25 protein-coding genes are annotated in these 25,263 nt (G+C 46.2%); 5 read left to right on the forward strand and 20 right to left on the reverse strand.

The features are described 5' to 3' along the window. Positions 1-246 precede the first annotated feature (246 nt). The gene (locus L1D60_RS22345) at positions 247-960 is read left to right on the forward strand and encodes an oligogalacturonate-specific porin KdgM family protein (protein ID WP_239843033.1); all 714 of its coding nucleotides are present in this window, start codon (positions 247-249) and stop codon (positions 958-960) included. 216 nt (positions 961-1,176) lie between these two features. Here L1D60_RS22345 and L1D60_RS22350 read toward each other — a convergent pair whose 3' ends face one another. Next, positions 1,177-1,617 (reverse strand): DUF411 domain-containing protein, encoded by a 441-nt coding sequence (locus tag L1D60_RS22350; RefSeq protein ID WP_239843034.1) that lies wholly within the window; start codon positions 1,615-1,617, stop codon positions 1,177-1,179. A 22-nt stretch (positions 1,618-1,639) separates the two neighbouring features. After that, positions 1,640-4,384 (reverse strand): copper-translocating P-type ATPase, encoded by a 2,745-nt coding sequence (locus L1D60_RS22355; RefSeq protein WP_275665806.1) that lies wholly within the window; start codon positions 4,382-4,384, stop codon positions 1,640-1,642. Between the two features lie 295 nt (positions 4,385-4,679). Here L1D60_RS22355 and gltX point away from each other — a divergent pair, with 295 nt between their 5' ends. Then, entirely contained in the window at positions 4,680-6,107 is a 1,428-nt protein-coding gene (gene gltX, locus L1D60_RS22360; RefSeq protein ID WP_239843036.1) for a glutamate--tRNA ligase, read from the forward strand. 76 nt (positions 6,108-6,183) lie between these two features. Here gltX and L1D60_RS22365 read toward each other — a convergent pair whose 3' ends face one another. From L1D60_RS22365 to L1D60_RS22445, 17 genes are all read right to left on the reverse strand, one after another. Further along, entirely contained in the window at positions 6,184-7,407 is a 1,224-nt protein-coding gene (locus L1D60_RS22365; RefSeq protein WP_239843037.1) for a beta-ketoacyl-ACP synthase, read from the reverse strand. Beyond that, on the reverse strand, positions 7,404-8,129 hold the full coding sequence (locus L1D60_RS22370) for a 3-ketoacyl-ACP reductase FabG2 (RefSeq protein WP_239843038.1): 726 nt from the start codon (positions 8,127-8,129) through the stop codon (positions 7,404-7,406). Before L1D60_RS22370 ends, L1D60_RS22365 begins: the two co-directional genes overlap by 4 nt. Next, positions 8,126-8,590, reverse strand: a complete 465-nt coding sequence (locus tag L1D60_RS22375) for a hotdog family protein (protein WP_239843039.1) — start codon at positions 8,588-8,590, stop codon at positions 8,126-8,128. The genes L1D60_RS22370 and L1D60_RS22375 overlap by 4 nt, the downstream gene beginning before the upstream one ends. Next, positions 8,583-9,761: a beta-ketoacyl-[acyl-carrier-protein] synthase family protein gene (locus L1D60_RS22380; protein WP_239843040.1), complete on the reverse strand. Its 1,179-nt coding sequence runs from the start codon at positions 9,759-9,761 to the stop codon at positions 8,583-8,585. The genes L1D60_RS22375 and L1D60_RS22380 overlap by 8 nt, the downstream gene beginning before the upstream one ends. A gap of 5 nt (positions 9,762-9,766) precedes the next feature. Further along, entirely contained in the window at positions 9,767-10,378 is a 612-nt protein-coding gene (locus L1D60_RS22385) for a DUF3261 domain-containing protein (protein WP_239843068.1), read from the reverse strand. A gap of 35 nt (positions 10,379-10,413) precedes the next feature. Further along, the gene (locus L1D60_RS22390) at positions 10,414-12,774 is read right to left on the reverse strand and encodes an MMPL family transporter (RefSeq protein WP_239843041.1); all 2,361 of its coding nucleotides are present in this window, start codon (positions 12,772-12,774) and stop codon (positions 10,414-10,416) included. Continuing rightward, positions 12,746-13,387, reverse strand: a complete 642-nt coding sequence (locus L1D60_RS22395) for an outer membrane lipoprotein carrier protein LolA (protein ID WP_345772882.1) — start codon at positions 13,385-13,387, stop codon at positions 12,746-12,748. The genes L1D60_RS22390 and L1D60_RS22395 overlap by 29 nt, the downstream gene beginning before the upstream one ends. 55 nt (positions 13,388-13,442) lie before the next feature. Continuing rightward, a complete protein-coding gene (locus L1D60_RS22400) occupies positions 13,443-13,937 on the reverse strand; it encodes an acyl-CoA thioesterase (RefSeq protein ID WP_239843042.1) in 495 nt (164 codons plus the stop codon). A gap of 32 nt (positions 13,938-13,969) precedes the next feature. Next, positions 13,970-15,514, reverse strand: a complete 1,545-nt coding sequence (locus tag L1D60_RS22405; protein WP_239843043.1) for an aromatic amino acid ammonia-lyase — start codon at positions 15,512-15,514, stop codon at positions 13,970-13,972. Then, the gene (locus L1D60_RS22410) at positions 15,492-17,255 is read right to left on the reverse strand and encodes a glycosyltransferase family 2 protein (protein WP_239843044.1); all 1,764 of its coding nucleotides are present in this window, start codon (positions 17,253-17,255) and stop codon (positions 15,492-15,494) included. Before L1D60_RS22410 ends, L1D60_RS22405 begins: the two co-directional genes overlap by 23 nt. Beyond that, positions 17,248-17,610, reverse strand: coding sequence for a 3-hydroxyacyl-ACP dehydratase (locus L1D60_RS22415; RefSeq protein ID WP_239843045.1), 363 nt, complete (start codon positions 17,608-17,610; stop codon positions 17,248-17,250). The genes L1D60_RS22410 and L1D60_RS22415 overlap by 8 nt, the downstream gene beginning before the upstream one ends. Before the next feature lie 46 nt (positions 17,611-17,656). After that, positions 17,657-19,036, reverse strand: a complete 1,380-nt coding sequence (locus L1D60_RS22420; protein ID WP_239843046.1) for an AMP-binding protein — start codon at positions 19,034-19,036, stop codon at positions 17,657-17,659. 4 nt (positions 19,037-19,040) lie between these two features. Continuing rightward, the gene (locus L1D60_RS22425) at positions 19,041-19,598 is read right to left on the reverse strand and encodes a hypothetical protein (RefSeq protein WP_239843047.1); all 558 of its coding nucleotides are present in this window, start codon (positions 19,596-19,598) and stop codon (positions 19,041-19,043) included. After that, positions 19,598-19,855, reverse strand: coding sequence for an acyl carrier protein (locus tag L1D60_RS22430; protein WP_032550100.1), 258 nt, complete (start codon positions 19,853-19,855; stop codon positions 19,598-19,600). Before L1D60_RS22430 ends, L1D60_RS22425 begins: the two co-directional genes overlap by 1 nt. A 12-nt stretch (positions 19,856-19,867) precedes the next feature. Then, positions 19,868-20,128 carry a phosphopantetheine-binding protein gene (locus L1D60_RS22435; RefSeq protein WP_032550101.1) on the reverse strand — a complete coding sequence of 87 codons (261 nt, stop codon included), beginning with the start codon at positions 20,126-20,128 and terminating at the stop codon, positions 19,868-19,870. 106 nt (positions 20,129-20,234) lie between these two features. Further along, entirely contained in the window at positions 20,235-21,002 is a 768-nt protein-coding gene (locus L1D60_RS22440) for a lysophospholipid acyltransferase family protein (protein ID WP_239843048.1), read from the reverse strand. Beyond that, positions 20,995-21,732: a beta-ketoacyl synthase chain length factor gene (locus L1D60_RS22445; protein ID WP_239843049.1), complete on the reverse strand. Its 738-nt coding sequence runs from the start codon at positions 21,730-21,732 to the stop codon at positions 20,995-20,997. Before L1D60_RS22445 ends, L1D60_RS22440 begins: the two co-directional genes overlap by 8 nt. A 71-nt stretch (positions 21,733-21,803) precedes the next feature. On the opposite strand from L1D60_RS22445, the gene L1D60_RS22450 reads away from it, so the two are divergent. From L1D60_RS22450 to L1D60_RS22460, 3 genes are read left to right on the forward strand one after another with little or no spacing between them, the layout of a single operon-like run. Then, positions 21,804-22,193 (forward strand): hypothetical protein, encoded by a 390-nt coding sequence (locus L1D60_RS22450; protein ID WP_239843050.1) that lies wholly within the window; start codon positions 21,804-21,806, stop codon positions 22,191-22,193. Between the two features lie 27 nt (positions 22,194-22,220). Next, a complete protein-coding gene (locus L1D60_RS22455; protein ID WP_239843051.1) occupies positions 22,221-23,288 on the forward strand; it encodes a methyltransferase in 1,068 nt (355 codons plus the stop codon). 23 nt (positions 23,289-23,311) lie between these two features. After that, positions 23,312-24,556 carry an NAD(P)/FAD-dependent oxidoreductase gene (locus tag L1D60_RS22460; RefSeq protein WP_239843052.1) on the forward strand — a complete coding sequence of 415 codons (1,245 nt, stop codon included), beginning with the start codon at positions 23,312-23,314 and terminating at the stop codon, positions 24,554-24,556. Between the two features lie 102 nt (positions 24,557-24,658). Here L1D60_RS22460 and L1D60_RS22465 read toward each other — a convergent pair whose 3' ends face one another. After that, positions 24,659-25,165 carry a hypothetical protein gene (locus L1D60_RS22465; RefSeq protein WP_032550110.1) on the reverse strand — a complete coding sequence of 169 codons (507 nt, stop codon included), beginning with the start codon at positions 25,163-25,165 and terminating at the stop codon, positions 24,659-24,661. Positions 25,166-25,263: the final 98 nt, after the last annotated feature.

Genomic DNA, 25,263 nt, shown 5'->3' on the forward strand with positions numbered 1-25,263 from the left:
GTTTTTATATTGTGCACACGGTTTTTATCTATTTTTACTTTTTGTAAGTGATTGATATTAAAGTTGAAAATAACTTATTGTTTTTTGACGGTGAGGGAGATCACTGAGATGACTCTTTTATTTTGAAACGCAAATTAATTCGAGCAACATAGATTTCATGCCAGGGAGGCAACCAATTACTCAAGCGGTGAAGGTGAATGATATACCGAAGATATACCGCTAAAAATCAAACTAAGGCAGTTTACTATGAAAAAAATTATCGCTCTAAGTGCTCTTTCTCTTGCTTTCGCTTCTAGCGCTTTCGCTGGTTCTTCTTACGTAACGGGTAACATTCAGCTACATGATGACGGTCGTATTCATGGGTCAAAAATGACTTCAACTCTAGAAGCTGGCCACACGTTTAATAACTCTCTAGGCGGTTTAACGGTTTATACAGAGTTTGATGGTATTCAACTTGGTGATCTTGAAGGCTTAACTGCTGAAGAGAGCGGTACTACAGCGACTACAGGTCAAGCTAACGCGTTCATTACTGTAGGTGGTGAGCAGTCATTCAACATCACTGACAAACTATGGGTAGCTGCGGGTTACCAACACCTTTACTCTGCAGGTGACAGCATTCAATACCGTCCACTTGTAAAAATCGGCTACAACTTCGATAACGGTATCTCGATTAGCAACCGTACACGTGCTCACATTGATGCGACTTCTAACGATGACAAAACAGACTACCGCATGGATAACCGCATCGGTTACACAGTGAACGAAGACCTATCAGTAAGCTACAACAACGTTTACATGATTGAGTCGGAAGCTATGGATCACGAGCTACGTGCAACTTGGACTCGTCAAGGTGTTCAGCCTTACTTTGAATTCCGTAGCCAAGCTAACGGTGTAGACTTCGCTAATGGCGATTCTAAAACGAACAATGCATTCGTATTCGGTGCTTCTTACGGCTTCTAATTGAATTGCAGCGGCAAGATTACTTTCTTGCCGCCTCTTCTACACAGCCGAACGTAGAGGAGAAACTCAGGCACCAACAGCCCGGTTGATGCCATAAAAATTTGCTTTACTGTCCAAAGCAAAGAGCCTAGTTTGCATATCAAGTCTTGGGTATGCAGTTACTAGGCTCTATTTTTCGTTCTAGGTGTTGAGAGCTTACGTTAGCTCAAGGACAGATTAGTTTCCTTTGTAGTGGCGGTATTCGAACACCTGACCTTTCTCATTGAAAGCGTAAACTGAGTATTCATCTTTCTCGTCACCATACTCCATGCCTGGAGAGCCCATTGGCATTCCTGGAACCGCAAGGCCGACCGCATTACGTGGTGGATTTTCTAAGAAAGCCTTAATGTCATCTGCAGGGATATGACCTTCAAATACATAGCCGTCGATTTCCGCTGTATGGCAAGACGCTAGCTCAGGTGTCACGCCAAGCTTTTGTTTAACTGCATTCATGTTGTCGTGGAGCTTTTCTGTCACCGTAAATCCAGCTTCTTGCATATGAACTGTCCAGTCTGTGCAGCAACCACAGTATGGAGACTTGTGGTTAAGTACATTGGCAGCTAATGCTTGACCTGAGACAATAGTAAGCGCAGTGATAGTCAGAACTTTACGAATCATGGTGTACCTCATGAAGATAATTTTATTGGTCTTTATTATCTGTAGTTTTAAATAGTCGCAAGCGGTTTGCATTACTTACAACGGTTATGGAAGAGAGAGCCATAGCTGCTCCCGCCACCACTGGGCTCAATAAGAACCCGAATACTGGGTAAAGCACTCCAGCGGCAATTGGAATACCTAAGGAGTTGTAAACAAATGCCCCAAATAGGTTTTGTTTCATATTTTTGACCGTGGCCTGAGATAATTCAATGGCATTGCTCACCGAAACGGGTGATGAATTCAGTAGCGTCATTTGTGCGCTTTCAATGGCGACATCACTGCCACTACCCATTGCGATACCGACATCGGCTTGAGCCAATGCGGGCGCATCATTAATACCATCGCCGACCATAGCAACCTGATTATAGCGCTGTTGCAGTTTCACTATGTGTTCCGCTTTTTGATCCGGTAATACGTCAGAGATGACGTCATCAATCCCTAACTGGGTACCAATCGCTTGAGCGACCGCTTGATTATCGCCGGTCAGCAACACAGTATGAACACCACGGCTTTGTAACAATTGAATCGCTTGCTTGCTGTCAGGTTTCAACGAATCAGAGACGCCGATAATGCCTTTAAGTTGATTATTTTGCGAGACAAAAATAGGCGTCCATGCCGCTTTGTTACACTCTTCAATTGCGCTGTCCGCGATATCGAGCTGTACCCCAAGGTTTTGCATGAAACTCAGAGAGCCTACATGTACTCGTTGGCTATCAATATTGGCTTGGATACCTTGGCCGCGGAGGTTCTCAAATTCAGAAGTTGGCTGGATATCAAGGTCTAAAGATTGCGCATGGAGACAGATGGCTTTCGCTAGTGGATGCTCAGAGGCAACCTCTAGGGAGTAGGCGAGAGTCATCAAGTCGGCTTCACTGATGTCGTAGCTAAATACTTGTTGTACTTGAGGCTTGCCTTCGGTCAAGGTGCCTGTTTTATCGAACACTACCGCGTCGACCTTACTGGCAGACTGCAGAACATCGGCATCTTTAATGAGAATGCCAAGCTCCGCAGCCTTTCCTACGCCTACGGTGACTGACAGAGGTGTCGCTAAACCCAGCGCACACGGGCAGGCGATGATCAGTACTGTAGTTGAAACAACCAGCATATAGCTTGCGCTTGGCTCAGGGCCGAAAATAAACCAAATACCGGCTGCAACAGCGGCAATAGCGACAACAACAGGCACGAATACGGCTGAGATCGAGTCTGCCAATTTGGCAATTGCTGGCTTGGTACTCTGTGCTTGTCGAACCATCTGAATAATACGAGCAAGCATGGTGCTTGAGCCAGTACCTGTCGTTTCTATTACAAGGGTTCCATCACCATTTATGGTGCCCGCCGATACCTTGTCTGCAACTTTCTTGATGTTCGGTAGAGGCTCGCCCGTAAGCATGGACTCATCGACATACGATTCACCAGAGATCACCACACCATCGATGGGCATTTTTTCTCCGGGCTTAACACGAATCTGCATACCGACTTCAATGGCTTCCACAGCAATAGGCTGCTCTTTGCCATCAACAATTACGGTTGCCTGTTGAGGTTGCAAGTTGATTAGTGCTTGCAATGATTGAGTCGTACGAGCTTTAGCTTTGGCCTCAATATAATGACCTAATGAGATTAGGCCTATGATCATTGCGCTGGCCTCAAAATAAACATGACGCGAAGCTTGAGGGAACCAATCCGGCGCGATCACAACCAGCATTGAATACAACCACGCGGCACCAGTGCCTAATGCGACCAAGGTATCCATCGTCGCACGCTTGTGGAGTAGTGATTGTAAGGCGTTAATGAAGAATTGACGACCTGAGGTTGCCAATAACACCAAACAGATGATACCCATCAAGCCCCAACCAAGTTGATCGCCGGTGCTTTCGATCATCATGCTGCCACCGAAGACACCCCACGCCATCATTGGCACACCGAGAGCCAGAGCGGAGATCGAGTTGATCAGAAATGATCGCTGCAGTTTGGCATGTTGACGTTGCTGCTGTTCTTGCTGAGTCTGAGCGTCTTCTACAAATTCCGCCTGGTAACCAGCATCTTTCACTGCTTGCAGAAGTGGTTGCTCTATCTGCTCGCGTACACTTGAACTAAAGACTAAAGCTGTTTGTTCAGCGAGGTTGACTTGGACGCGTGCTATGTCAGGTACCGACTTGAGCGCCTTTTCAACAGAAGAGACGCAGCTTGCACAGGTCATTCCCTGTAAAACTAAGTGATAAGAGTGCGATTGCTCAGTTGAAGTATGAGCAAGACTAGGCTCAGTGCTTACCGGTTTTGGTTTTTCAACGGGTGATTCTAATGGTGTTGATGATTGTGGTTCGCTGTCACTGACTTCCGCATCTTTCGAATATGGGCGCGCTTGATAGCCAGCGGCCTCTACGGACTCGATAACCTCACTTTCAGAAAGTAGCGTGGTTATCGTTAGTTCGGTTTTGGAAACCTCGAAAGCGCCAACTTGCGAGTTCTCTTTCAGAGCCGTGGTGAGTTTGTTGACGCATTTACCGCAGTTTAATCCAGACAGAGAGAAGTGCCATTGATGACCAATAGAGTATCCCAGCGTGCCGATTTGCTCAGAAATCTCGGCGTAACTTAAAGGTGTTTTCACATCGATATAAGTCGGAGAGAGTTCGTTGATGTTGGTATTTTCAACGTCACTGAGTAGGTTGCGCACTTTTTTCGCGCAGCCCATGCAGTTCAAGCCGCTCAATGGGGTCATGTAGTGGTTCATAGTGATACTCCAATTCTCATCTATGGCTAAACATAAACCTTCCCGTAAGGGCAAGGTCAACATTATTTCTTAAAATGTTACTGAGAAAGGCTAACTAATACGTCTAAGCGAGTAGCGATTGCTATAATGACTCAGCTTAGAGGTAAGGTTTCTATTAAGAACCGAGTATTTATCGCGCACTACTGATTGTAGAATTGGATGGGAGTGATAAAATAGCGCCCAAATTTTAGGACTGGTAAGTAGGGCACTGCCTACCAGACACTGAACTGATCACCTACACAATCAAGGTATTTAAATGACGGTTAAAACTCGTTTTGCTCCTAGCCCAACTGGCTATCTTCACGTTGGTGGTGCACGTACTGCACTTTACTCTTGGCTATTCGCTAAAAACCAAGGCGGTGAATTCGTTCTACGTATCGAAGACACAGACTTGGAGCGTAACTCTCAAGAAGCGGTTGATGCAATTCTAGAAGGCATGCAATGGATGGGTATGGAATGGGACGAAGGCCCTTACTACCAATCTAAGCGTTTTGATCGTTACAACGAGATGGTTGATAAGCTACTTGCTGAAGACAAAGCATACAAATGTTACGCGTCTAAAGAGCTGCTTGATGAAATTCGTGCAGAGCAAGAAGCAAACAAAGAGATGGCTCGCTATGATGCGAACCACCCTAAAATTGTTGCAGCTAATGAAGCAGCAAAAGAAGGCGATGCGTGCGTTATCCGTTTCCGTAACCCGAAAGAAGGCAGTGTAGTATTTGATGACCAAATCCGTGGTCGCATTGAAATTTCTAACAGCCAACTTGATGACCTAATCATTCGTCGTACAGACGGCGCTCCTACTTACAACTTCGTTGTAGTAGTGGATGACTGGGACATGGGTATCACACACGTTGTTCGTGGTGAAGACCACATCAACAACACTCCTCGTCAAATTAACATCTACGAAGCACTAGGCGCGCCAGTTCCAACTTTCGCTCACTGTGCAATGATCCTAGGTGATGACGGTGCGAAACTGTCTAAGCGTCACGGCGCTGTATCAGTAATGCAATACCGCGACGAAGGTTACTTACCTAACGCACTAAACAACTACCTAGTTCGTTTAGGTTGGTCTCACGGTGACCAAGAGATCTTCTCTCAAGAAGAGATGATTGAATTCTTCAGCCTGAACGCAATCAGCAAGTCTGCATCTGCATTCAACACTGAAAAGCTACTTTGGTTGAACAACCACTACATCAAAACTTCAGAGCCTGAGTACGTTGCAAAATACCTGCAATGGCACCTGGATGCACAGAAGATCGATACAACAAACGGCCCAGCAATCACTGAAGTGATCAAGCTAGTTGGTGAGCGTTGTAACACACTTATCGAACTTGCTGAGCAGTCTCGCTACTTCTACGAAGACTTCTCTGAATTTGAAGCTGGCGCAGCGAAGAAGCACCTACGTGGTGTTGCTAAAGGCCCACTAGAGCTTGCTCTTGCTAAAGTTGAAGCACTTGAAGAATTCACAACTGCAAACATCAAAGACGGTGTGATTGCAGCTGTATGTGAAGAGCTAGAGATCGGCATGGGTAAAATCGGCATGCCACTTCGCGTAGCAGTAACAGGTGGCGGTCAGTCTCCTTCTGTTGATGCAGTGATGGAGCTTGTTGGTAAAGAGCGCGTAATCGCTCGCATCAAGATGGCTCTTGAGTTCATCGCTGAGCGTGAAGCTAACGCTTAATTGAGCGATTGCTAGAATCAAAAAAGGGTCAGTAACTTGGTTACTGACCCTTTTTATTTGTTCGTATTTTTATCGTCTAGATTTTCTTAAAGATGATAGAGGTGTTAATGCCGCCAAAAGCAAAGTTGTTACTCATTAGGTAGTTAACGTTCAGTTCGCGGCCTTGGCCTGTGATGTAGTCAAGCTTACCGCACTGCTCATCAACATTTTCAAGGTTTAGGGTTGGGCTAAACCAACCGCTATGCATCATCTCAAGGCTGAGCCAAGCTTCAATCGCACCACATGCGCCTAGAGTATGACCAAAGTAACTCTTCAATGAACTGATTGGTACTTCACCAAAGATGTTTGCTGTCGCGTTACTCTCTGCAATATCGCCTTTTTCGGTTGCGGTTCCGTGTGCTGAAACATAACCAATTTTGTCTGCAGCTAGATCCGCATCTTTGAGGGCTTTTTCCATACAGATTTGCATGGTTTCCATTTGAGGCTGGGTCACATGGGCGGCATCGCAATTGCTCGCAAAACCGATGATTTCCGCGTAGATTTTAGCGCCACGTGCTACCGCATGCTCGTACTCTTCAAGGATCAGAGTACCTGCACCTTCACCAATCACAAGGCCATCGCGCTCACTGTCGTATGGGCTTGGTGATTTCTTTGGTGTGTCGTTTTTCAAACTGGTTGCAAAAAGGGTATCGAACACCGCAGATTCTGTTGGGCAAAGTTCTTCACCACCACCGGCAACCATTACTGTTTGGTAGCCGTGTTTGATCGCTTCATAAGCGTAACCGATAGCTTGGCTTCCTGATGTGCACGCGCTGCTGGTGGGAATAACGCGTCCACGAAGGCCAAAGAACAGGCCTACATTGACCGCGGCTGTGTGCGGCATCATTTGAACGTAAGTGGTTGCCGTAATCGCGCGCGTTGATTTCTCATTCAGCATAACACCAAAGGCACCAACCGCATCAGTACTGCCCGTTGAAGAGCCATAAGCGATGCCGGTTTCACCGTTGGTTAATACGTCATGGCCAATTAAGCCAGCTTGCTCCAATGCATTTTCTGTCGCAACCGTTGCTAGACGCGATACACGTCCCATGCCACGCACTTGCTTGCGTTTGTAGTGCTTTGGCAGTTGGAAGTCGTCGATAGGCGCGGCAAGTTTGGTGTTGAGGCCGTCATACTGCTCAAAGCTTGGCATGTACTGAGTGGCGTTTTCGCACGCCTTTAACTTAGGTTCAATCTCTTGCCAGTTGTTGCCAAAGGCGGTTACACCTGACATCCCCGTTACTACTACACGGCGGGTCATACTAAACCTCCATTTACTGAGATCACTTGGCGAGTAACGTAGCCTGCAATATCAGACATTAGGTAGCTCACTAAACCTGCGACTTCTTCCGGTTCGCCCATTCGACGTAATGGAACTTGTGGTAGCGCATGCTCTTTTACATGCTCGTCAACCATGCCTGTGTCAATTAAGCCTGGAGCCACACAGTTTACGGTGATCTTGCGTTTAGCCAGTTCTAAAGCAAGTGACTTGGTCGCGCCAATCACACCGGCTTTCGCTGCTGCGTAGTTGGTTTGACCGCGGTTACCCATGATGCCAGAGACTGAAGCCAGAGTAACAATACGACCGCCTTTGCGCTTTTGAACCATAGGCATCACACAAGGGTGGAGTACGTTATAGAAGCTATCAAGGTTGGTATGGATCACGCCATCCCACTCTTCTTCCGTCATGGCTGGGAAAGCCGTATCGCGAGTAATTCCGGCATTGTTTACCACGCCGTAGTAAGCGCCATGTTCAGCAATATCAGCTTCAAGTGTTTCTCGACACTGTTCACGGTTACTGATATCAAATTGGATCAAACGGCCTGAGCCTCCCTCTGATTCAATTTGCTCTAGCGTCTCTTGAGCGCCTTGCTTGTCACCCATGTAGTGAACAGCAATGTGGAAGCCATCTTTGGCAAGTTGAATAGCAATGGCCTTACCAATACCTTTGCTGGCACCGGTGACTAATACTTGGCGAGTCATGACTGGCTCCTCGTTTTCATTTCTTGTAATTTTTGTTCGGTTGGCACGTAGACATTAAGTTGGCATTGAGCGACCAACTCTCCTTGGTGCTCCACTTTTGCTGTGAACACCGCCATACCGCTATCTTCCATCAGTTGTTCTGCATAGATATCTAAGGTTTGACCCTTAGTAAAATGGTCGCAAAGCGATTTGTATCGACGCGAACCTAAAAGAAAACCGATGGGAGGTTGTTCGCCCTGATTCAATGCGTGGTATCCAGACCATGCGGCGACAGACTGCGCCATGAACTCAATGCCTACATACGCGGGCATGGTTTGAGATTCTGAATCGTAGAATAGATGATGTTCACCAATATCCACCTGACAATGGATAGCTTGTTCTTCAATCGTGATCGCTCTATCGATAAGAATCATAGGATCGTCGTGGGGAAGAAGTTGGTCTACCGAGGGAATATTAGTCATTTACTACACCAAAAATCAGGCTAATGTTGTTCCCACCAAAAGCAAACGAGTTGCTTAAGATGTTTTTTGATTTGAGCTTTTGGCAACAGTCTACCAAATCAATATCGATATCTTCAGCTTTATCCTGACATTTTTGTAAGGGAAGCGATAAATCGAAATTAAGGATATGCCATGCGATGGCTGCCTCTACCGCACTAGCTGCCCCGAGGGTATGACCCGTAAGCGGTTTGGTGGAACTCACTGGCACCTTGTTTGGAAAGACGCGAGAGATAGCTTTGCTTTCCATTGAATCATTGAGTGGCGTGGCTGTTCCATGCGCATTCACATAGCCAATTTGTTCTGGCTTTAGGTCGGCATCTGACAGCGCTTTCTGCATTGCTTGCTCTGCACCATTACCTTCTGGGTGCGGAGCTGAAATGTGGTGCGCGTCTGAGCTATCACCACAGCCTAACAGTGCGACAGATGACCGCTTATTTTTCTCTTTGCTCAGTAACATGAAGGCGGCGGCTTCACCAATATTGATGCCTTTACGTTGAGCGCTGAATGGTTGGCAATGTTCGGTAGATAGTGCTTCTAGGCCGTGAAATCCGTTCAGAGTGAGTTTACATAGGGTATCGACACCACCAACAAGCACTGCATCAACCATTCCTGAGTTGAGAAGGCGTTGAGCACTTAAGAATACACGGCCACTTGATGAGCAAGCGGTAGAAATTGCGTAGTTTGGGCCTTGCAGATCGTAATAGTGACTCACAAACTCACTGATGTTGCCGAGCTCTTGTTTGGCGTAGTGGAATGATGGTGGAAACTGTCCACTTTCAAGCTTTTCAGTAAAAGCGAATTCGCCATCTGAAATACCGGATGTACTCGTACCTATTACGACGGCAATACGTTCTTTGCCATATTTCGTTTTAGCTTGTTCGATCTCAAACTCGATTTGCGACAACGCAGACAAGGCAAGACGATTATTGCGCGAGTTGTAAGCTTCAAAAGGTGCACGAATGCATGGTAACTCACCTTCAACTCGTCCCACGATCGTTGGCTGCCCATCATTTAATACATCGAGCGCTTCAACCATGTTTGAGCCGACACCGCTTTGTAGGCGTTCATGAATCTCACTGTGTTGTGATCCCAGAGCGGAATGAAAACCACAGGCATGAATGTAAATCGTCATAGTGTTTAGTTCTTCGTTTCTGGAGTAGTTAGGTTTGAGCTCAGGGTTTGGATATTGATTCGATAATCCTGAGTGAGGTGTTCGAACACAATATCTCCTTCTACTTTCTGTTGATTGTCCGCCGATGAATAGTGTATTTCAATGATTGGTGTATTGCTCTCATCATAGACGACACGTTGATTGTCGGTTTCAACAATGTACCAATCTATATCACTCATCGAGCGTTGCCATGCTTCAATCGGCCACAGAGTGAGCATGAGATTGAACAGCACTTGTTCTGGCGCTGGCAGGGCATTATCCAGCCCAGTTAAGACCTGAGTCTCGATTGTATCATCTTGATACTGAAGAGATAAAATTCGGGTGCCCCACGAGGAAAACCCTGCGAGCACCACCTTGTTTTCATTCACTTGAAGTTGAACAGGAAGCTGTTGTTGTGTATCACTCCAACTCGCTGTAATGAGCTGGCTAGCGGTTAAGCTGTAGCCTAATGTCTCAGGGCTTGGAAGCGCGACTTGTGTTGTCTCGTCAATGGTAACCATAGCTTGACGTGTGTTCTGCGGGCCAAGAGAGCACGCACTCAAGGTAGCGACAAGTATCAAGGCTGCCCCGAGTTTCATCGAATATCGCCATGTTTTCAGATGGGGTAGAATCATTATTGTTTCCTTCTTTTCGCGAGATTACCTTCAGTCCCTATCGCCATCGGGGAAAGTAACCACGCCACAAAGATACCCGTGAGCACAGTGACACCAAAGCTATGAATAGCGTGAGTCTGGCTAAGCGATAACAACCCAAAAGAGAGCAGGGTTGTAATGCCAGAAAGAGATATCGCGAGAAGGGTACCGAGCGATTTTTTCTGTTCTGCAAAGAATAGGGTGTAATCGATACCGATGCCTAAGATTAGAATTAGACCCAGTAGATTGAAAAGATTAATACTTGAGCCAACTATGGCAGTGATGCCAAGTCCTGCGGCACCTGCAATGATAGATGGCAGCAGCATGATGATGGCTCTCTTCGGGCCGTAGCGCCAGCCTAAAACCAATCCAATACCGGCAAGTGCTACCAAAAGTAGCTCGAGAACTTTTACTCGATACTCTGAAAACAGTGAAGAGATCTCATCCGCTTTATTCAGGTATTTGGTGCCTAGAAGTTGAGTCTCTTTACTGTTTAACCACGCATCAAATCGTGCAGGGTCATGAATATCTTGAAGCAGTACAATCGCGGCTTGTTGACCGTTGATTGGCTCAAGCCACAACGCGCGCATCGGTTCTGAAACCGGTGAGCGTAAGAAGTCAGTCACAGAGATCTCACGATAGTCTGGGAGCTCTGGAAAGCTTGCCCAGCCTAATCCGTTTTGTAGGGATTGACTCTGGTTTCGGTATAGCTCGCTGACCAATTGATAATTGAGTTTCTGTTCGTTGGTTGTTGGCAGCAACTGATGGATGCTTCTATAGCCTGAAAGGGTGCCATTGTTGACCAGCAAATCTAGCTGAGCGCCGACGCGCTGCAGAGATTTAAGCAGTGCTTGATTGTTACCAGCAGTCACTAACAGCATAGATTGGCTGCTGCCGATCCCTGATACAGAAGTGATGACGTGTTCTTGCGCCTTTAAAGTATCTGGCATCGCTTGCAGCTGACGAATGTCATCATCGTATTGAATCTGAGTTAACGCGATGATGCTGAATACGGAAATGAATATCGGCAAGGCGTAACGCAGGGTAGGTTTGTTCCAAAGCTGGAGCCATGCGTTCAATAGCGAGGCGAGCGGCAGCGGTCGGTCTTTACTTGGTCGTTTGGCGAGCAGCGGATACCAGCAAACCACGGTTGCGTAGGCTGCAAATAGGCCAATAGACGAAAACATTGCTAATTGTTGTAGGCCAGGAAAGGGAGCGATGAGAAGCCCCAAATAGCCGATTAAACTGGTGACTAAACCGAGGCTGATCGCCATCAAAATATGCTTGAGGCCCTTTACACTTTGCCAGCGAGAACCTGCAACCAGTCGATCTGTGAGGTAGTGGAACGAGTAATCAATTGAGACACCAATTAAGCTGGCACCAAATACCAAACTGAATAGATGCACTTGGCCAAAAATCGCGACTGTGCTCGCCAGCGCAACCAATAGACCCGTACCAATAGAGATTAGCGATAGAGCGAGGGGAAGGGCACTGCGAAATGTCACCCAAATTAGAACAATGATTCCAGCTAAGGAGCCAAGACCAATAGTATTGATTTCAGATTTGGCACTCTTGGTTCCATAGTCGGCATAAAACACCACGCCGGTGTGCGCAATATCGACATCGAATTCTTCTCTAATATCGCTCTCTATCGCTTCAACCTGAGGAAGCTTCTCTTGAATTTTCAGGCTGTAAGGAGACCCCGCAAGAGTAGCGGTGATCAATACATGAGTTTTACCTGCAGACTGCGTTGTTAGGTAGTGCTCTTGAAGGGTGAAGTTACTGCTAGTCTTGCCAACTTCACTAATGTAATCGCGAAACAGTAAAAACGGATCAAGTGATAGTTCTGTTGCGGTTACGCCAGAGAATGGGTTGTACAGCGATTGAATGACATATTGAACTTGATTCTCTGGAGTATGTTCCAAGGTTTGTTTTTGCTGTTCAGTAAGGAGTTGAGCCCGATGTTGAAAGTAGAAATCACTCCACTGGCTTTGCATGTTGGCGCTAACTTTTCCCTGAACTTTGGAGAACAACGGAGAATCACTGGCAAACATTTCATGGTTTAGTTTGTTTTCAAAGCTTGTGGCAGCCGCAATAGCTTGCTTTGTCGATTCCGATGAAACGAGGAACAGTACCTGTTCGCTCATTGAATTGGAAAGTTGCTGGAATGCTTGCTCTGCCATCGGATCCTGTTGGTTCTCGGGCAGCAACTTCAGAATGTTGGTTTCAATCGGTGCTGCAGACGAAAAAGCGAATTGTTTGATTAACAATCCGCTAAAAAAAGTGACGAGGAGAAGCCAGGCTAGGGCAAATTTATAGTTGGAACTGCTGTGCTTCGTCATCCGTGAGTCTTTGTGGTTGGTGGTTGAAGTTGGAGAACTCGATCAGTGTACTATCGCCGCGGATCTCTTTGAGTTCGATTCGTTCAATATCGCGCTTTCCTTGCAATACAATGCGTTCAAAAACCGCATTCATTGGCGCGTGTTTAGGCGTTAGAGATAGAGTCCAATTTGAATCTACATCGCTTGGAGAGAAGTCCAATGAAAATTGCTCGGTCAGCTTCTGAGTATCCCCATGAAACACCGAAAGAAAAATATGGCTGAAGTAAAACGCCATTGGATTCTCTTTATCGGTGATCACTTGCGCAGGCTGGTCACCAAAGCGCTGGCTCAATTTGTTATCAGTCAGAACTAGATGTACTGGGAATGGTGTGGTTTGGTTCCACAACAGGCCGTTTGCTTTATCAAGCAGAAAGGTTCCCTGCGACAATAGTGGCTGATCAAACATCTCCATCGTACGCGTTTGAGTAAAGTCACCACGGATAATGGCTTGGTGACTTAGTGTTGTTTGTAGCTCAGCAAGTGTCTTTACTTCAGTAGCAGTAGCAGTAGCAGTAGCAGTAGCAGTAGCAGCTGAGTCAGCCCAAGCATTAGTCGTTGTGACTAATAGGCTCAAAAAGCAGCACAACAACACTCTGCTGCGTGTTACTAAAGAGGCAAGCAAACGAAAATTAAGCGGATTCATGGCAAGCTTTCTCATTGGGGGCGGTAAACGGTTGCTCTTCACTTAAGCAGCCATATTGATGCCAGTGCTCGACTTTGTCTGTGAAAGCACTTGGCGATGCAAAACACATCTCTTCCGTCTCAATCGCAACAGCTACCTGCATTGTGTGGGCACGAGTCATTCTTTGACCAGTCTTTGCATCGTGGATTTCATAGTCGACACGCAGGCGGTTCTCCCACTCAGTGAGACGTGCCGTCACTTTGATCTCATGATTGAATGGGATCGCTTTAACATACTTCACTCGAGTATCAATGATTGGCCACATGTAGCCTGAATCCTTCATCTCAATATAGTTGTACTTTAGCTTGTCCATCATGACGCGTCTTGCTTCTTCAAAAAAGCGAAAGTAGTTGCCATGATAGATAACGCCCATTGGATCGGCGTCTTGAAATGAGGTCACAATGGTAACCTCAGCGGCAAGTGGATGAAGGATGTCAGACATAGTTGGCTCTTTCGTCGATACAATTAGGTGGCTTAGTACAGTGTCCAGTGCTGCTGTTGAATACGCTGAATAAACAGACGCAGATCGCTTTCCAACGGTCGGTCTTCAACAACGAACTCAAATTCTTGCATCACTTGATCACGGATCTGTTTTAAGTTGTCACTCATGTGATGTTCGTCGAGTTCATTAGCGCGTTTACGCAGTTCTAGCGCTTGTGTCGCTGCCAGCAATGAAGCCGCAGCAACCTGCTCTGTTAGCTCTAGTACGCGCAGACAATCACGCGCAGCGATGGTGCCCATGCTGACTTTATCTTGGTTATGACACTCGGTTGAGCGTGAAAAAACGCTTGCTGGCATAGTGTGCTTGAGTGCTTCTGCTGTCCAAGCTGAGATTCCAATCTGTACTGCTTTAAAGCCGTGGTTGATTGGCTTACGCTCGCCTTGTGCTCCCGTCAGGTTAAATGGTAGGCCGTTGTTGAACTTATAGTCCATCAGCTGTGCCATTTGACGATCAAGCAGATCGGCAAGGTTTGCAATTGCAGTCTTCAATGTGTCCATAGCCATAGCGATGTGACCACCGTAGAAGTGACCACCATGCAGTACACGTTCATTATCACCATCAATGATTGGATTGTCGTTCGCGCTGTTTAGCTCGTTTTCAATCATTTGACGTAGCCACGGCAGTGAATCTTCAACCACACCAATTACGTGCGGTGCGCAGCGCAGTGAGTAGCGATCTTGCAGGCGGTCACTATTGCGTGGTGGACGATCCGCTTGCAGGTCATCACGTAACCAAGCCGCAACCTGTTGTTGGCCTGGGTGAGGCTTCACAGCAAACAGTGCTTCGTCGAAGTGGAAGTCATTGCCGTGCATACCTACAGACACCATGGCGGTGATCTTGGTCGACAGTTGAGACAGATATTCAGCACGCTTGTAAGCAATACAAGCCAGCGCTGTCATCACCGATGTCCCGTTCATCAGCGCCAAGCCTTCTTTTGGCTTCAATTTGATTGGTGTGATACCAAGCTCATTGTATACATCACTGGTCGGGCGCACTTCTCCCTTGTACAGCACATCACGTTCGCCAATTAAGGCTGCTGCTAGGTAAGAGAGCGGTGTTAGATCGCCACTTGCTCCGACAGAACCTTCTTGAGGTATACGTGGAGCAATATCGTTATTAATCAGAGTAACGATTTGGTTGAGCAGGTCATGGGTTACGCCAGATACGCCCTGGGACAGTGAACACAGGCGAGTCGCCAATACAGCACGCGCTTGATCATGAGTAAGGGTGTCACCAAGGCCACAGCCGTGAAAGCGCGTCAGATGCAGAGGTAGCTCATCGACTAAGTTCGGCGGGATAGCAACGGTACATGAATCACCATAGCCAGTCGTCACACCGTAAATCACCCCTTCCTCTTTTAGCAGGCGTTCAAGAAAAGCCACGCCTCGGTCAATCTTAGACGTGAACGCTGGGTCGGTGTTCATGTTTGCTGATGCACCTTGAGAGATCGCGACAACGTCTTCGATCGTTAGGCGTTCTGCACCAAATGTGATGCTATTTTGATTCTTTGTCGTCATGGTGCTGATTGCTCAATGTCCAAAAGTTAAAAAAGTTATACCACTGAAGAGGTGCCTTCAATGTGTAGTGCTGAAGTCGTTCGGCGTACTGCTGAACGACTTGTTGCAATGTCTGTTCGCGAGTCTTTCTTGGTAAGACTATCTTGTCGCTAAAATGTTCAAAGTAGACATTAAAGTGAGGTTTTTTACTGCTATCGTCTCTTAATCCAAAGAGCAGAAATACGGGGGCTTTAAGCACAGAAGCTAACATAAATGGCCCTTGAGGGAATGGTGCTTCTTGTCCTAGAAACTCAGCCCATACTGAGCGGCTCTCTTTGCTGGTGGAGGTGCGATCGCCAACAATCACGATCCACTCACCCTGTTCCAATTTTTGCTGCAGCAAGATTGCCGTATCAGGGCCCATCGAACTCACCTGAATAAGGTTCAAGTCTGAGTTTGGGTTGACTGCTTTCATTACCGAGTTAAAGCGTTCTGCGTGTTCAGTGAAGACCAATGCATTGATCTTAATGTGCGAATGTCTGCGGCCGAGTGCGCGACACAGCTCGATATTACCAAGGTGTGATCCAAGAATGACCACTCCCTGCTCATTGTCGACCATGCTCTCAAACTGGTCTTGTCCATGAATCGTTAGGTTATCAACGGAGAAATCGCCCTTCCACGCAGCAAGTTTGTCGAGCATGGTATGGCCGAATGAAAGCAGGTGGTGATAACTGTCGAGATTGTTTGGCAAATCGATGTTGTGTTGCTCAGCGTAGAGCTTCAATGTATGAAGATAGTGCTCAGACGCCTCGCGCGCGCGTTTTCCAGTAAGGTGATAGTAACGCATCACGCCTTTGAGGATGAGGTTAAATACACCGCGTCCGAGGAGTGTGTAGATCATTAACAGTAATTTGATCCCCAGTACGGTTCCGCGTTCTTGGGTGCGTGACCAGTGGGGTTGATTACTTGCGTCTGCTGGAGCTTGCGCCGACGTTGGTTTGCTGAAGTGGCGAGCAATCAGCTTTGGAGCACGTGGTAGCATGCCGAAAAAGAGGCGAGTATGCATCCAACTGATTTTTACGTTGTCCCATAAAGCATCAAAGTGCGAGATGCCACCCTCTGGATAGATGACGCGCGTGTCGATAAAATCAATGTCACAGCCTTCCCAGTAGAGACGAACAAGAACTTCGATATCGAAGTCCATGCGTGAGCCAACATCGTATTTGTCGAGCACCGCTTGGGTAATCGCAATGGGATAGGCGCGAAAGCCGCACATACTGTCTTTGATTGAGAAAGAGAGAGTCTCAATCCATACCCAAATGTGTGTGGCATAGCGGCCATAGAGGCGCGCCTTAGGCACACTGTCATCATAGACAGGCTGACCAGAAATAAGATGGGTTGGAGAAGCTTGCGATTTTTCCAGAAGCTTGGGTAGAGCCTCTAAATCGTGTTGACCATCAGCATCAATTTGAATGGCATGACTGAAACCAAGCTGCTGAGCACGTTCAATTCCTGCTTTTACTGCACCGCCTTTACCTTGGTTTTCCACTAGAGTAACCAAGGTCACATTATCTAGTTCGGCCAATGGTTGTAGGTGTTGTTTGGTTTCGTTGTTGCTTCCGTCATCCACTAAGATAACAGGCAGTGCATAGCTTTTGAGGGATTCTATAACCGCTGCCACTGTAGAGCCGTGGTTGTAGCAGGGGATTAAAAAACAGGCTTGGTAGCTTGAACTGTTTTCAATACTCGCTGCGTTATTCACCTTTTTCTCCCAGTTTCATTTTGCCAGAAGAGTGAGTGTAGTTACCGCCATCAGACGTGTAATTGAACGCCAATTTCTGTTTATCAGAGTCCCAACTTAATGCCAAGGTCACTGTGGCATCAGGCAAGATAGGCTCTTGGAATTTGATCACTTCCATTCCCTTGAACTGAGATGGAACGGCTAACTCTTGGACAGCATAAGCGAGCGCCCAATCAATCTGAGTGACGCCGGGCAGGATAGGAAAATCCTTAAAGTGTCCCTTAAAGTCGGTTAAATCGGCATCCACTTGAAGCGTTAGTGTCGACTTAGTTGCTTCAGTCTCAATCTGTAAAATGGTTGGCTTTCTTTTGTCCATAACACTGGCTTTACTTTATTGTTGTAACAATGTCGCTTAGGGCGAACTACTGCGCGTTTATAATCTGTTCTATTTGCGGAGTGAGGCGCTTTCCTTGGCTATTGAGTGGGATCTCTTCAACCACTCTAAAACGCCTTGGTACCGCAATCGGTTCAAGCCACTTTCTTAGCTCATTGCGTAATAGTAACCAAAACTTGCCTTTACCGACACTGCTTAGCATCTGTTTTCCCTCATCGGAAAGAACGATGACAGAAGCGAGAATCAAACGATTAGGTTCTTCAAATGGGATAACGGCACACTCTTTAATCCACGCTAGCTGCTCAAGACGCTTTTCGACTTCGACCAAAGAGATACGTTTCTCTTCAATCTTGATAATCCGATCGGTTCGGCCTTTAAGAATGAATTGGCTGTCAGACACCATTTCACATTCGTCTGCCGTCTGATACCACTGCTCTTTATCGATATACGGCGAAAGTAATTTGATGCAATTCTCTTGATTAAGTTGAGCCTTAATACAAGAGAAGAGCTGCCAAGGAGTTTGAGTATCAAGCTGCTGGCGGTAGGCAATTCCGCCTGTTTCTGTGCTGCCAAACACTTCAATCGGTAGTTCACCAAAAAGAGTACGAGCCTGCTGGGCAGCTTCTAGTGGTAGTGGACCGCCAGATGAGAAAACACCCACTAAAGGCTTTGCACTTTGTTCTTGCGAGAGGCGTTTTAAAAGAGCAGGGCTGCTGACCAATACCATTTGTGAGTCGGCGTGCGAAACGATTTGCTCTGGATACTCCAAATTGAAGCGCGAAAAAGGGACGGATGAACAGAGCGGCCACAAGATGCGAAACAGCAAACCATAGATATGTTGATGAGAGACTGTACTGTGGACATGGCTGCCTGTAAGCATGGACTGCCAGTTTTTACTCAATTCAGCAATCTCAATATCAAGCTGCTCTAACGTTTTATGAATCGCTTTCGGTGTACCACTTGAGCCAGAAGTGAATAGAACCAATCTTACCGTGCGAAGATCGATAGATTTACTGACCAGTTCGCTCACTTCAGCCTGAAAGAGTTGATTGGTTAAGAGCAGTACGTTGGTGTTACTCACCAACTCAATGCTCTCATCGACCAATAGCAGGTCATACTCACGGCTTAGTTCCGAAAGAGCCTCCGGCTGGTAATTCCCTGGCAAAACAATCTGTTTATTGGACAATGAGCAGGAAATAAATGCGACCGTAAAAAGGTAGCTGTCTTGAGTGCAGATAGCGGTACGTTGAGCTGGTGAGTCGGATAATAGGCAACAAAGCTTTGCTACATCACGTTGAAACTCTTGCCAGCTGATCTGCGACTTGTCATCAAAGCAGACAACGGAATCTAGAGGCCTGTTAGCTTGAAATAGCTGCGCGAGGGAAGTATAGCGGGAACTTTGGTTCATAATGTTAGCTTTGGCGTACACGTTGTCGGACGATCCACTCAATGGCAAATAAAAGACCAGCTAATAAATAACTGATTAAACCGTTGTAAAGAGTCCACAACTCAAGAGATTGGAAACAAGTATAGAGTGCAATGGCACCGTTAAGAGCGAAAAAGCCACACCATACTTTCGTAACGGTTCTTGTATAGTCGATGCCACTTTGCGGTAGCTCAGGCTCTTGCAATCGGGCAAGGCGCTCAATAATCGTTTGAGGTTGCGTGAGGCTCAGCGCGAACACAGTGAACATACACACATTAACGATAACAGGGTAGTAGGTGAGCCAACCGTGCTGTTTAAAGACCATGCCCAGCAGCAGCAATATCAGACCGGCTACGCCACTCACCCAAGCAAGGTGTTTAAGCTCTTTGATCTTCGCTTGACCACCGGTCATGATTCTTACCAGAAACACGGTGGCCAGCACTCCTCCTACAGCTTGAAGGCCAAATTTATTGAGCCCAAAATAGACCGCTATTGGATAAGAGAAGATGATCAGTGCCGACAGTAATGTCAGCAGAGGTCGCACTATGCGTCCTTTAATAGTTCAACGACAGATTCAACCACATCATTTACGGTGCGCACTGTTTTGAACTCTTCAGGTTTGATCTTTTTACCTGTCACGTTTTGTAGGTGGACAACGAGATCCACAGCGTCAATGCTATCAAGGTCAAGATCTTGATAAAGGTGTGCTTCTGGCGTGATTTCTTCTGCATCTAGCTCGAATAGCTCGATAAGCGCATCTTTAACCTGATTAAATACTTCTTGTTGGTTTGCTTGTGTCATAAGGAAATCTTTCTAGTTATTCGTTTGAGATGTGATGTAGTTTGCTAAATTAGCAACAGAAGCGAAGTGTTGACGTGTATTCGAATCATCAGCATCGATCACGATGTTGTACTTCTTCTTAATTGCTAGGCCAAGTTCGAGAGCATCAATCGAGTCCAGACCTAAACCATCACCAAACAATGGAGCTTCCGTTTCAATTTCATCAATGCTCATATCTTCAAGGTTTAGGGCATCAATGATCAGCTGTTTTAGTTCGTTATGTAATGTTTCCACTTTGGCCTACTTGTCATATGTTTACATGCGCGCAATGTGCGGCACTGCGAGTAAATGCAATCGCATAGAATGCCATTTACCCAAATCAAAAAGGGTGTTGAGAGGCTTATTTTTCTTGCTCTGGAAAAATGTTTTCCGCAAGGTGTCGATTTAAGCGCCTTGCTGCAGAAGTTAAATTATTTGAGCTCTCAATAAAGGGTGTCACTTCTATTTTACCTTTGACTGCGACATGAAAAAAGGGTTTAGTCGAAGGAACTTGGTACCACTTCTTCTCTTTGGTGAGAAATGAGGGGGTTACCGTGATATGAATGACGCGTAAATCGGTCTCAGTTCGTGTGGCAATTTGAGCCGCCCCTCGCTGTAAAGATGGCGTGATGCCAGGTGTGGTGCGTGTCCCCTCTGGAAACACCAATAACACATTGCCGCGAGCAAAACGCTCTTCACATCGCTCAAGAAGATCATCGGGCGCTTGGTTTGGAATATAGCCAGCCGCCTGGACAATGCGCTTCATAAACGGGTTTTCCCAAATCGCAGCCTTAACCAGACAGTCACATTGAGGGAGTTGAGAGGCGATAAGAACGTAATCAATTAGGCTTGGGTGGTTGGCCACAATGATGCAGTTACGGTCTTGCTGTAGGGTTTCTATGCCATCAATGCGGTAATCAATTGCGCCAGTAAACTTCATGATTCGACAAAACGCATTGAACGTGAAACGGATTAAACGTTGTGCTTTGAGCTCGCGTTCAATGGTATTGGAAGTCGTGAGGGCAAAAAGGGGTAGGACGATAAAGCTGAGAACTAAACCACCTAAGCCAAAAATAGAGAAACAAAGTCCTGTCGCGAATACGCGCCAATATTGATTGAATTTATTCACAGTGCTTAACCCAAGACCATGTTTGACGTTTCCCACAAATCTGCCAAGCTGAGTCGTTCAGTAGGTAGTGTTGAAGGAACTGCAAACCTTGTGGAAGGCGTGTCTCTTGTGTCTCGATAGCCGAAGTTTCTCTGGTGAGAGAATAGTCATTTCCTTGGCTTAACACGACCCCCAGTGCGTAGTCAGAGTAATCTTGAGTTTCGTACTCTTTATAGAGTTCCGGCAGGGGCTGGTCGAAATCAATAACCATGACTTTATGCTCTGGATATTGAGTCAGATAAAGATAGGCTTCAATTAATGCGCTGTGAAATGTATCGACGCCAGATGCGATTGAACTCAAAGGAATCGGTGCTTTAGCCGCAATCGTTGTCAGCCCGGCTGCGGTATTATGAACGGATTGGGAAAAGGCCATTGGAGAGGCATCTTCACCCTCTAGAATGGATTGGATCAGAGTCGCTGTTCGGTGCAGTTCACCGTGGCGACTGGCAAACACAAGAAAATGGATGTCGTTGTCTTCAAGTAACGTTAGTGCGGTTTGCACGGCAAGCTTACTTTGCAAGCTCATACGACGGCGCATCATCGGAGGAATCGCTTTGAATTGCGTCGTATCGTCTTCTGGCCATTGCGTCGTTGTACTCCATGCCTCCCAATCTGGCTGAGTCATAAGCCCTGGCGAATTCGCACACCATTTTTCAATATTAAACGACATTAAATGAGATTGATTTGACATAGAGTATTGATTTGAATTGGGTCTAATTAAATACTATGCGAGATAAAGACAAATATAGGTAAGGAAATACAATGAAATTATTCAAAATTGCAGCTTCGATGTTATTCGTTTTGGTTCTCGCAGGTTGTGGTCGCGTACAGCCAGTTATGAACGTTGAGGATACTCCAGTTGCACTTAATCTTCAAAGTAAACAGGTAAAATCAGCAATTTATGAATCAGCTGTTGATCGTGGCTGGCTGGTTTCTGAAGTTAAACCTGGCCTTATTCGTGCCGAGCTTTATGTTCGCTCTCACCATGCGGTGGTTGAAATTCCTTACAGCGACAAGTTCTATTCGATTCTTTACGTAGAGTCAGAGAACCTAAAATATGACGATGGTGAGATTCACCGTAACTACAATCGTTGGGTAAATAACCTGAACGTTGACATTAAAAGAAAGCTAGCGCAAATGGCTGCTGAATAGTTTTAGAAAGAATAAGTTAGGTTTTTTGTGTCCGATTATAATTTAGATCCATTTAATGCGTTGCAGGCGAAAACAGAGGCTCAGAAGCTCTCTTTTGCTCCGATTGTATTTCACACTGCACGTACATTGCGTGATTTAGGAATATTGAAAGCTCTCGATGAGGCTGGTGAACAGGGCTTAAACGCAAAAGATATCTCGGTGAAAACCGGTGTCTCTGAATACGGCGTTAAAGTTCTCCTTGATATGGCATTAAGTGCTCACATTGTACTGTGGGAAAAGCCAAATTATCGAATGGCCAATCTTGGCTTCTATTTACTGCATGATGGTATGACCGAAGCCAATATGGATTTTACAGCGGATGTTTGTTACGCCGCGATGATGCACCTAACCGAAGCGATTCAAAATGGCACGCCAGCTGGCCTGAAGGAGCTAGGTCAATGGGAGACGATCTATCAAGGCTTATCTCAGTTGCCTGAAAAAGCCAAAGAGAGTTGGTTTAAGTTTGATCACTTTTACTCTGATCGCTCCTTTCCTATCTTGTTGGAAAAAGTCTTTCAGAAGCAGCCTAAATCGCTGGTGGATATTGGTGGCAACACCGGTAAATGGGCTATGCAATGTTGTGGGTACAATTCCGATGTTGAAATCACGATTGTTGATTTGCCACAGCAGCTTGAGATGGCAATGGCCAATGCGAAAGAACAGGGCTTTGAAGAGCGTATTAAGCCTTATCCCGCCAATATGTTGGATAAACAGCAATCGCTGCCAACGGGCGCAGATGTATGGTGGATGAGTCAGTTCTTAGATTGTTTTTCTCCCATGGAGATCTTGAGCATACTCAAGCGCGTGCGTTCGCACATGTCTGAACACGCCACTGTGTATATTCTGGAGCTTTTTTGGGATGCGCAAAAATACGATGCAGCCTCATACAGTCTGAATGCGACATCGCTTTATTTCACCTGTTTAGCCAACGGAAATAGCCGATTTTATCGCAGTGAAGACTTTTTAGAAATTGTTGCGGAAGCTGGGTTTGAAGTGGTAACTCGAACGGATGATATCGGCTTAGGCCATACGCTCCTTGAACTTAAAGCAGCTTAGCGCTTAATTGGGTGATGACAGTCATGAGAAAAATAAAGACTCAAGTTGTGGTTATCGGTGCAGGGCCATCAGGCTCTATTGCCGCTGCTTTGCTACATAAAAAAGGGGTAGACGTTCGTGTGATTGAGAAGAGCGTTTTCCCTCGATTTTCGATTGGCGAAAGTTTGCTGCCAGCTTGTATGGAAGTGATTGAACAAGCTGGTATGACGGAAGCCGTGATATCCGCTCAGTTTCAATACAAAGATGGAGCCGCGTTTAGAAAGCGTGGGGTGTACACCGCTTTCGATTTTCAAGACAAGTTCTCTAAAGGCCCTGGAACCACCTTTCAAGTTCAGCGAGGTACTTTTGACAAAGTGCTTGCAGATGAAGCGCAAAAGCAAGGCGTGCCTATCGATTACCAGCACGAGCTAATCGATATTCGTTTTACGGACCAGTACGCAATTTTGGATATTCAACCGGAAGGGGATGAACCGTACCAGATTGAGGCTGATTATGTGTTGGACGGCAGTGGTTTTGGTCGTGTTCTGCCTAAAATGCTAAACCTTGAGGAGCCATCTTGTTTGCCTCCTCGCAAGGCGGTATTTACCCATATCCAAGATAACATTGAATCGGCGCAACATGGCTTAGAGTATGATAGGAATAAAATTCTTATTTCTGTCCATCCGACCAACCCAGACGTTTGGTATTGGTTGATCCCGTTTAGCAACGGCATCTCCTCATTTGGCGTGGTGGGCGAACCAAGTTTCTTTGAAAACTACCCTGAAGATAAGATTGCATTGCTCAAGCAGGTAGCCAGTGAAGAGCCAGGTTTGGAGAGTATTCTAAGCCAAGCAGAGTATTCGAATCCTGCAGGTGAAATTGGCGGTTACTCGGCTAACGTGAAACATTTAGCGACCGATAGGTACGCTCTGTTAGGTAATGCTGGTGAGTTCTTAGATCCAGTATTCTCTTCTGGCGTTACCATTGCGATGAAGTCTGCCGAGTATGCGGTAGATTGCGTTGCCAGACATGTGAATGGCGAAGCGGTGGATTGGGAAAAAGAATATGCACAGCCTTTAATGAAAGGGGTGGATACATTCCGCACTTATGTAGAGGGGTGGTATTCTGGCTCACTGCAAGATGTGATTTTCTATGAGAAACCAAATCCAAAAATTAAGCAGATGGTTTGTTCAATCTTAGCCGGTTACGCTTGGGATGAGTCGAATCCGTATGTGAAAGAGTCTCAGCGACGTCTATCGGCTCTGGCGGAGTTGTGCCAAGTGTCTTAGTGACTTTATATCCATCATTAAACAGCGACTTCGGTCGCTGTTTTTTTGTCGATCGAAAACGTCAAGGTGTGGAGAAGCCGAGTTGGCGATAAAAACTCATGATTACTTGAGGTCAATGCTGTTAAGGCGCCCCATAAATACCAGTAGATCAATCACATCTTTATGCGCCTCCAGCAGTGCGCGTTTGGTTTGGCTGTATGCAGCAAGCCTGCCATGCTTTCTGATGGAGCACACCTTAGTTCGATACTTGTACTCACCGTTTTCGGCAAACACTCGCCATTTAGCGATATAACACTCGTCGCGATGCTCAGGATCGCTCTGAGTCGGATTAGGCTTGAAGACGATTTTCGGCTCTAGACTGTGTGGCAACCTAGTCATGAGGTACGGGTCTTTGAGCACTTTGCCCCAGAATTTCCCCCAAAGTTGTTTACCGAGTTCATCGCGGAGCTTAATGGTTTTCTTGAGAGCCTTCTCTTCTCCAAGACGCACGAACCCAACCGACCGATGCAAAACAGTATCGTCAGGCGTGTGGATATGGATTTTGTATGCAGTTTTGCCTTTTGAAATGAAGCGGTAACCGGTGGCTCCAATCAGGTTATTCTCACTCATAGCTTACTAATTGATGGTTATGTTATTAGTAAGATTACGCCAAATATCAGAAAAACAGAAACCAAATGGCCGGAAAAAATAAAGCCCTGAATTTTTGT

Source organism: Vibrio sp. Isolate30, assembly GCF_022397975.1.
GTDB lineage: Bacteria > Pseudomonadota > Gammaproteobacteria > Enterobacterales > Vibrionaceae > Vibrio > Vibrio fortis.

Coding starts and splice junctions, on each gene's coding strand:
- L1D60_RS22345 (WP_239843033.1), top strand. CDS start 247: ATGAAAAAAATTATCGCTCTAAGTGCTCTTTCTCTTGCTTTCGCTTCT.
- L1D60_RS22350 (WP_239843034.1), bottom strand. CDS start 1,617: ATGATTCGTAAAGTTCTGACTATCACTGCGCTTACTATTGTCTCAGGT.
- L1D60_RS22355 (WP_275665806.1), bottom strand. CDS start 4,384: ATGAACCACTACATGACCCCATTGAGCGGCTTGAACTGCATGGGCTGC.
- gltX (WP_239843036.1), top strand. CDS start 4,680: ATGACGGTTAAAACTCGTTTTGCTCCTAGCCCAACTGGCTATCTTCAC.
- L1D60_RS22365 (WP_239843037.1), bottom strand. CDS start 7,407: ATGACCCGCCGTGTAGTAGTAACGGGGATGTCAGGTGTAACCGCCTTT.
- L1D60_RS22370 (WP_239843038.1), bottom strand. CDS start 8,129: ATGACTCGCCAAGTATTAGTCACCGGTGCCAGCAAAGGTATTGGTAAG.
- L1D60_RS22375 (WP_239843039.1), bottom strand. CDS start 8,590: ATGACTAATATTCCCTCGGTAGACCAACTTCTTCCCCACGACGATCCT.
- L1D60_RS22380 (WP_239843040.1), bottom strand. CDS start 9,761: ATGACGATTTACATTCATGCCTGTGGTTTTCATTCCGCTCTGGGATCA.
- L1D60_RS22385 (WP_239843068.1), bottom strand. CDS start 10,378: ATGAAACTCGGGGCAGCCTTGATACTTGTCGCTACCTTGAGTGCGTGC.
- L1D60_RS22390 (WP_239843041.1), bottom strand. CDS start 12,774: ATGACGAAGCACAGCAGTTCCAACTATAAATTTGCCCTAGCCTGGCTT.
- L1D60_RS22400 (WP_239843042.1), bottom strand. CDS start 13,937: ATGTCTGACATCCTTCATCCACTTGCCGCTGAGGTTACCATTGTGACC.
- L1D60_RS22405 (WP_239843043.1), bottom strand. CDS start 15,514: ATGACGACAAAGAATCAAAATAGCATCACATTTGGTGCAGAACGCCTA.
- L1D60_RS22415 (WP_239843045.1), bottom strand. CDS start 17,610: ATGGACAAAAGAAAGCCAACCATTTTACAGATTGAGACTGAAGCAACT.
- L1D60_RS22420 (WP_239843046.1), bottom strand. CDS start 19,036: ATGAACCAAAGTTCCCGCTATACTTCCCTCGCGCAGCTATTTCAAGCT.
- L1D60_RS22430 (WP_032550100.1), bottom strand. CDS start 19,855: ATGACACAAGCAAACCAACAAGAAGTATTTAATCAGGTTAAAGATGCG.
- L1D60_RS22445 (WP_239843049.1), bottom strand. CDS start 21,732: ATGTCAAATCAATCTCATTTAATGTCGTTTAATATTGAAAAATGGTGT.
- L1D60_RS22450 (WP_239843050.1), top strand. CDS start 21,804: ATGAAATTATTCAAAATTGCAGCTTCGATGTTATTCGTTTTGGTTCTC.
- L1D60_RS22460 (WP_239843052.1), top strand. CDS start 23,312: ATGAGAAAAATAAAGACTCAAGTTGTGGTTATCGGTGCAGGGCCATCA.
- L1D60_RS22465 (WP_032550110.1), bottom strand. CDS start 25,165: ATGAGTGAGAATAACCTGATTGGAGCCACCGGTTACCGCTTCATTTCA.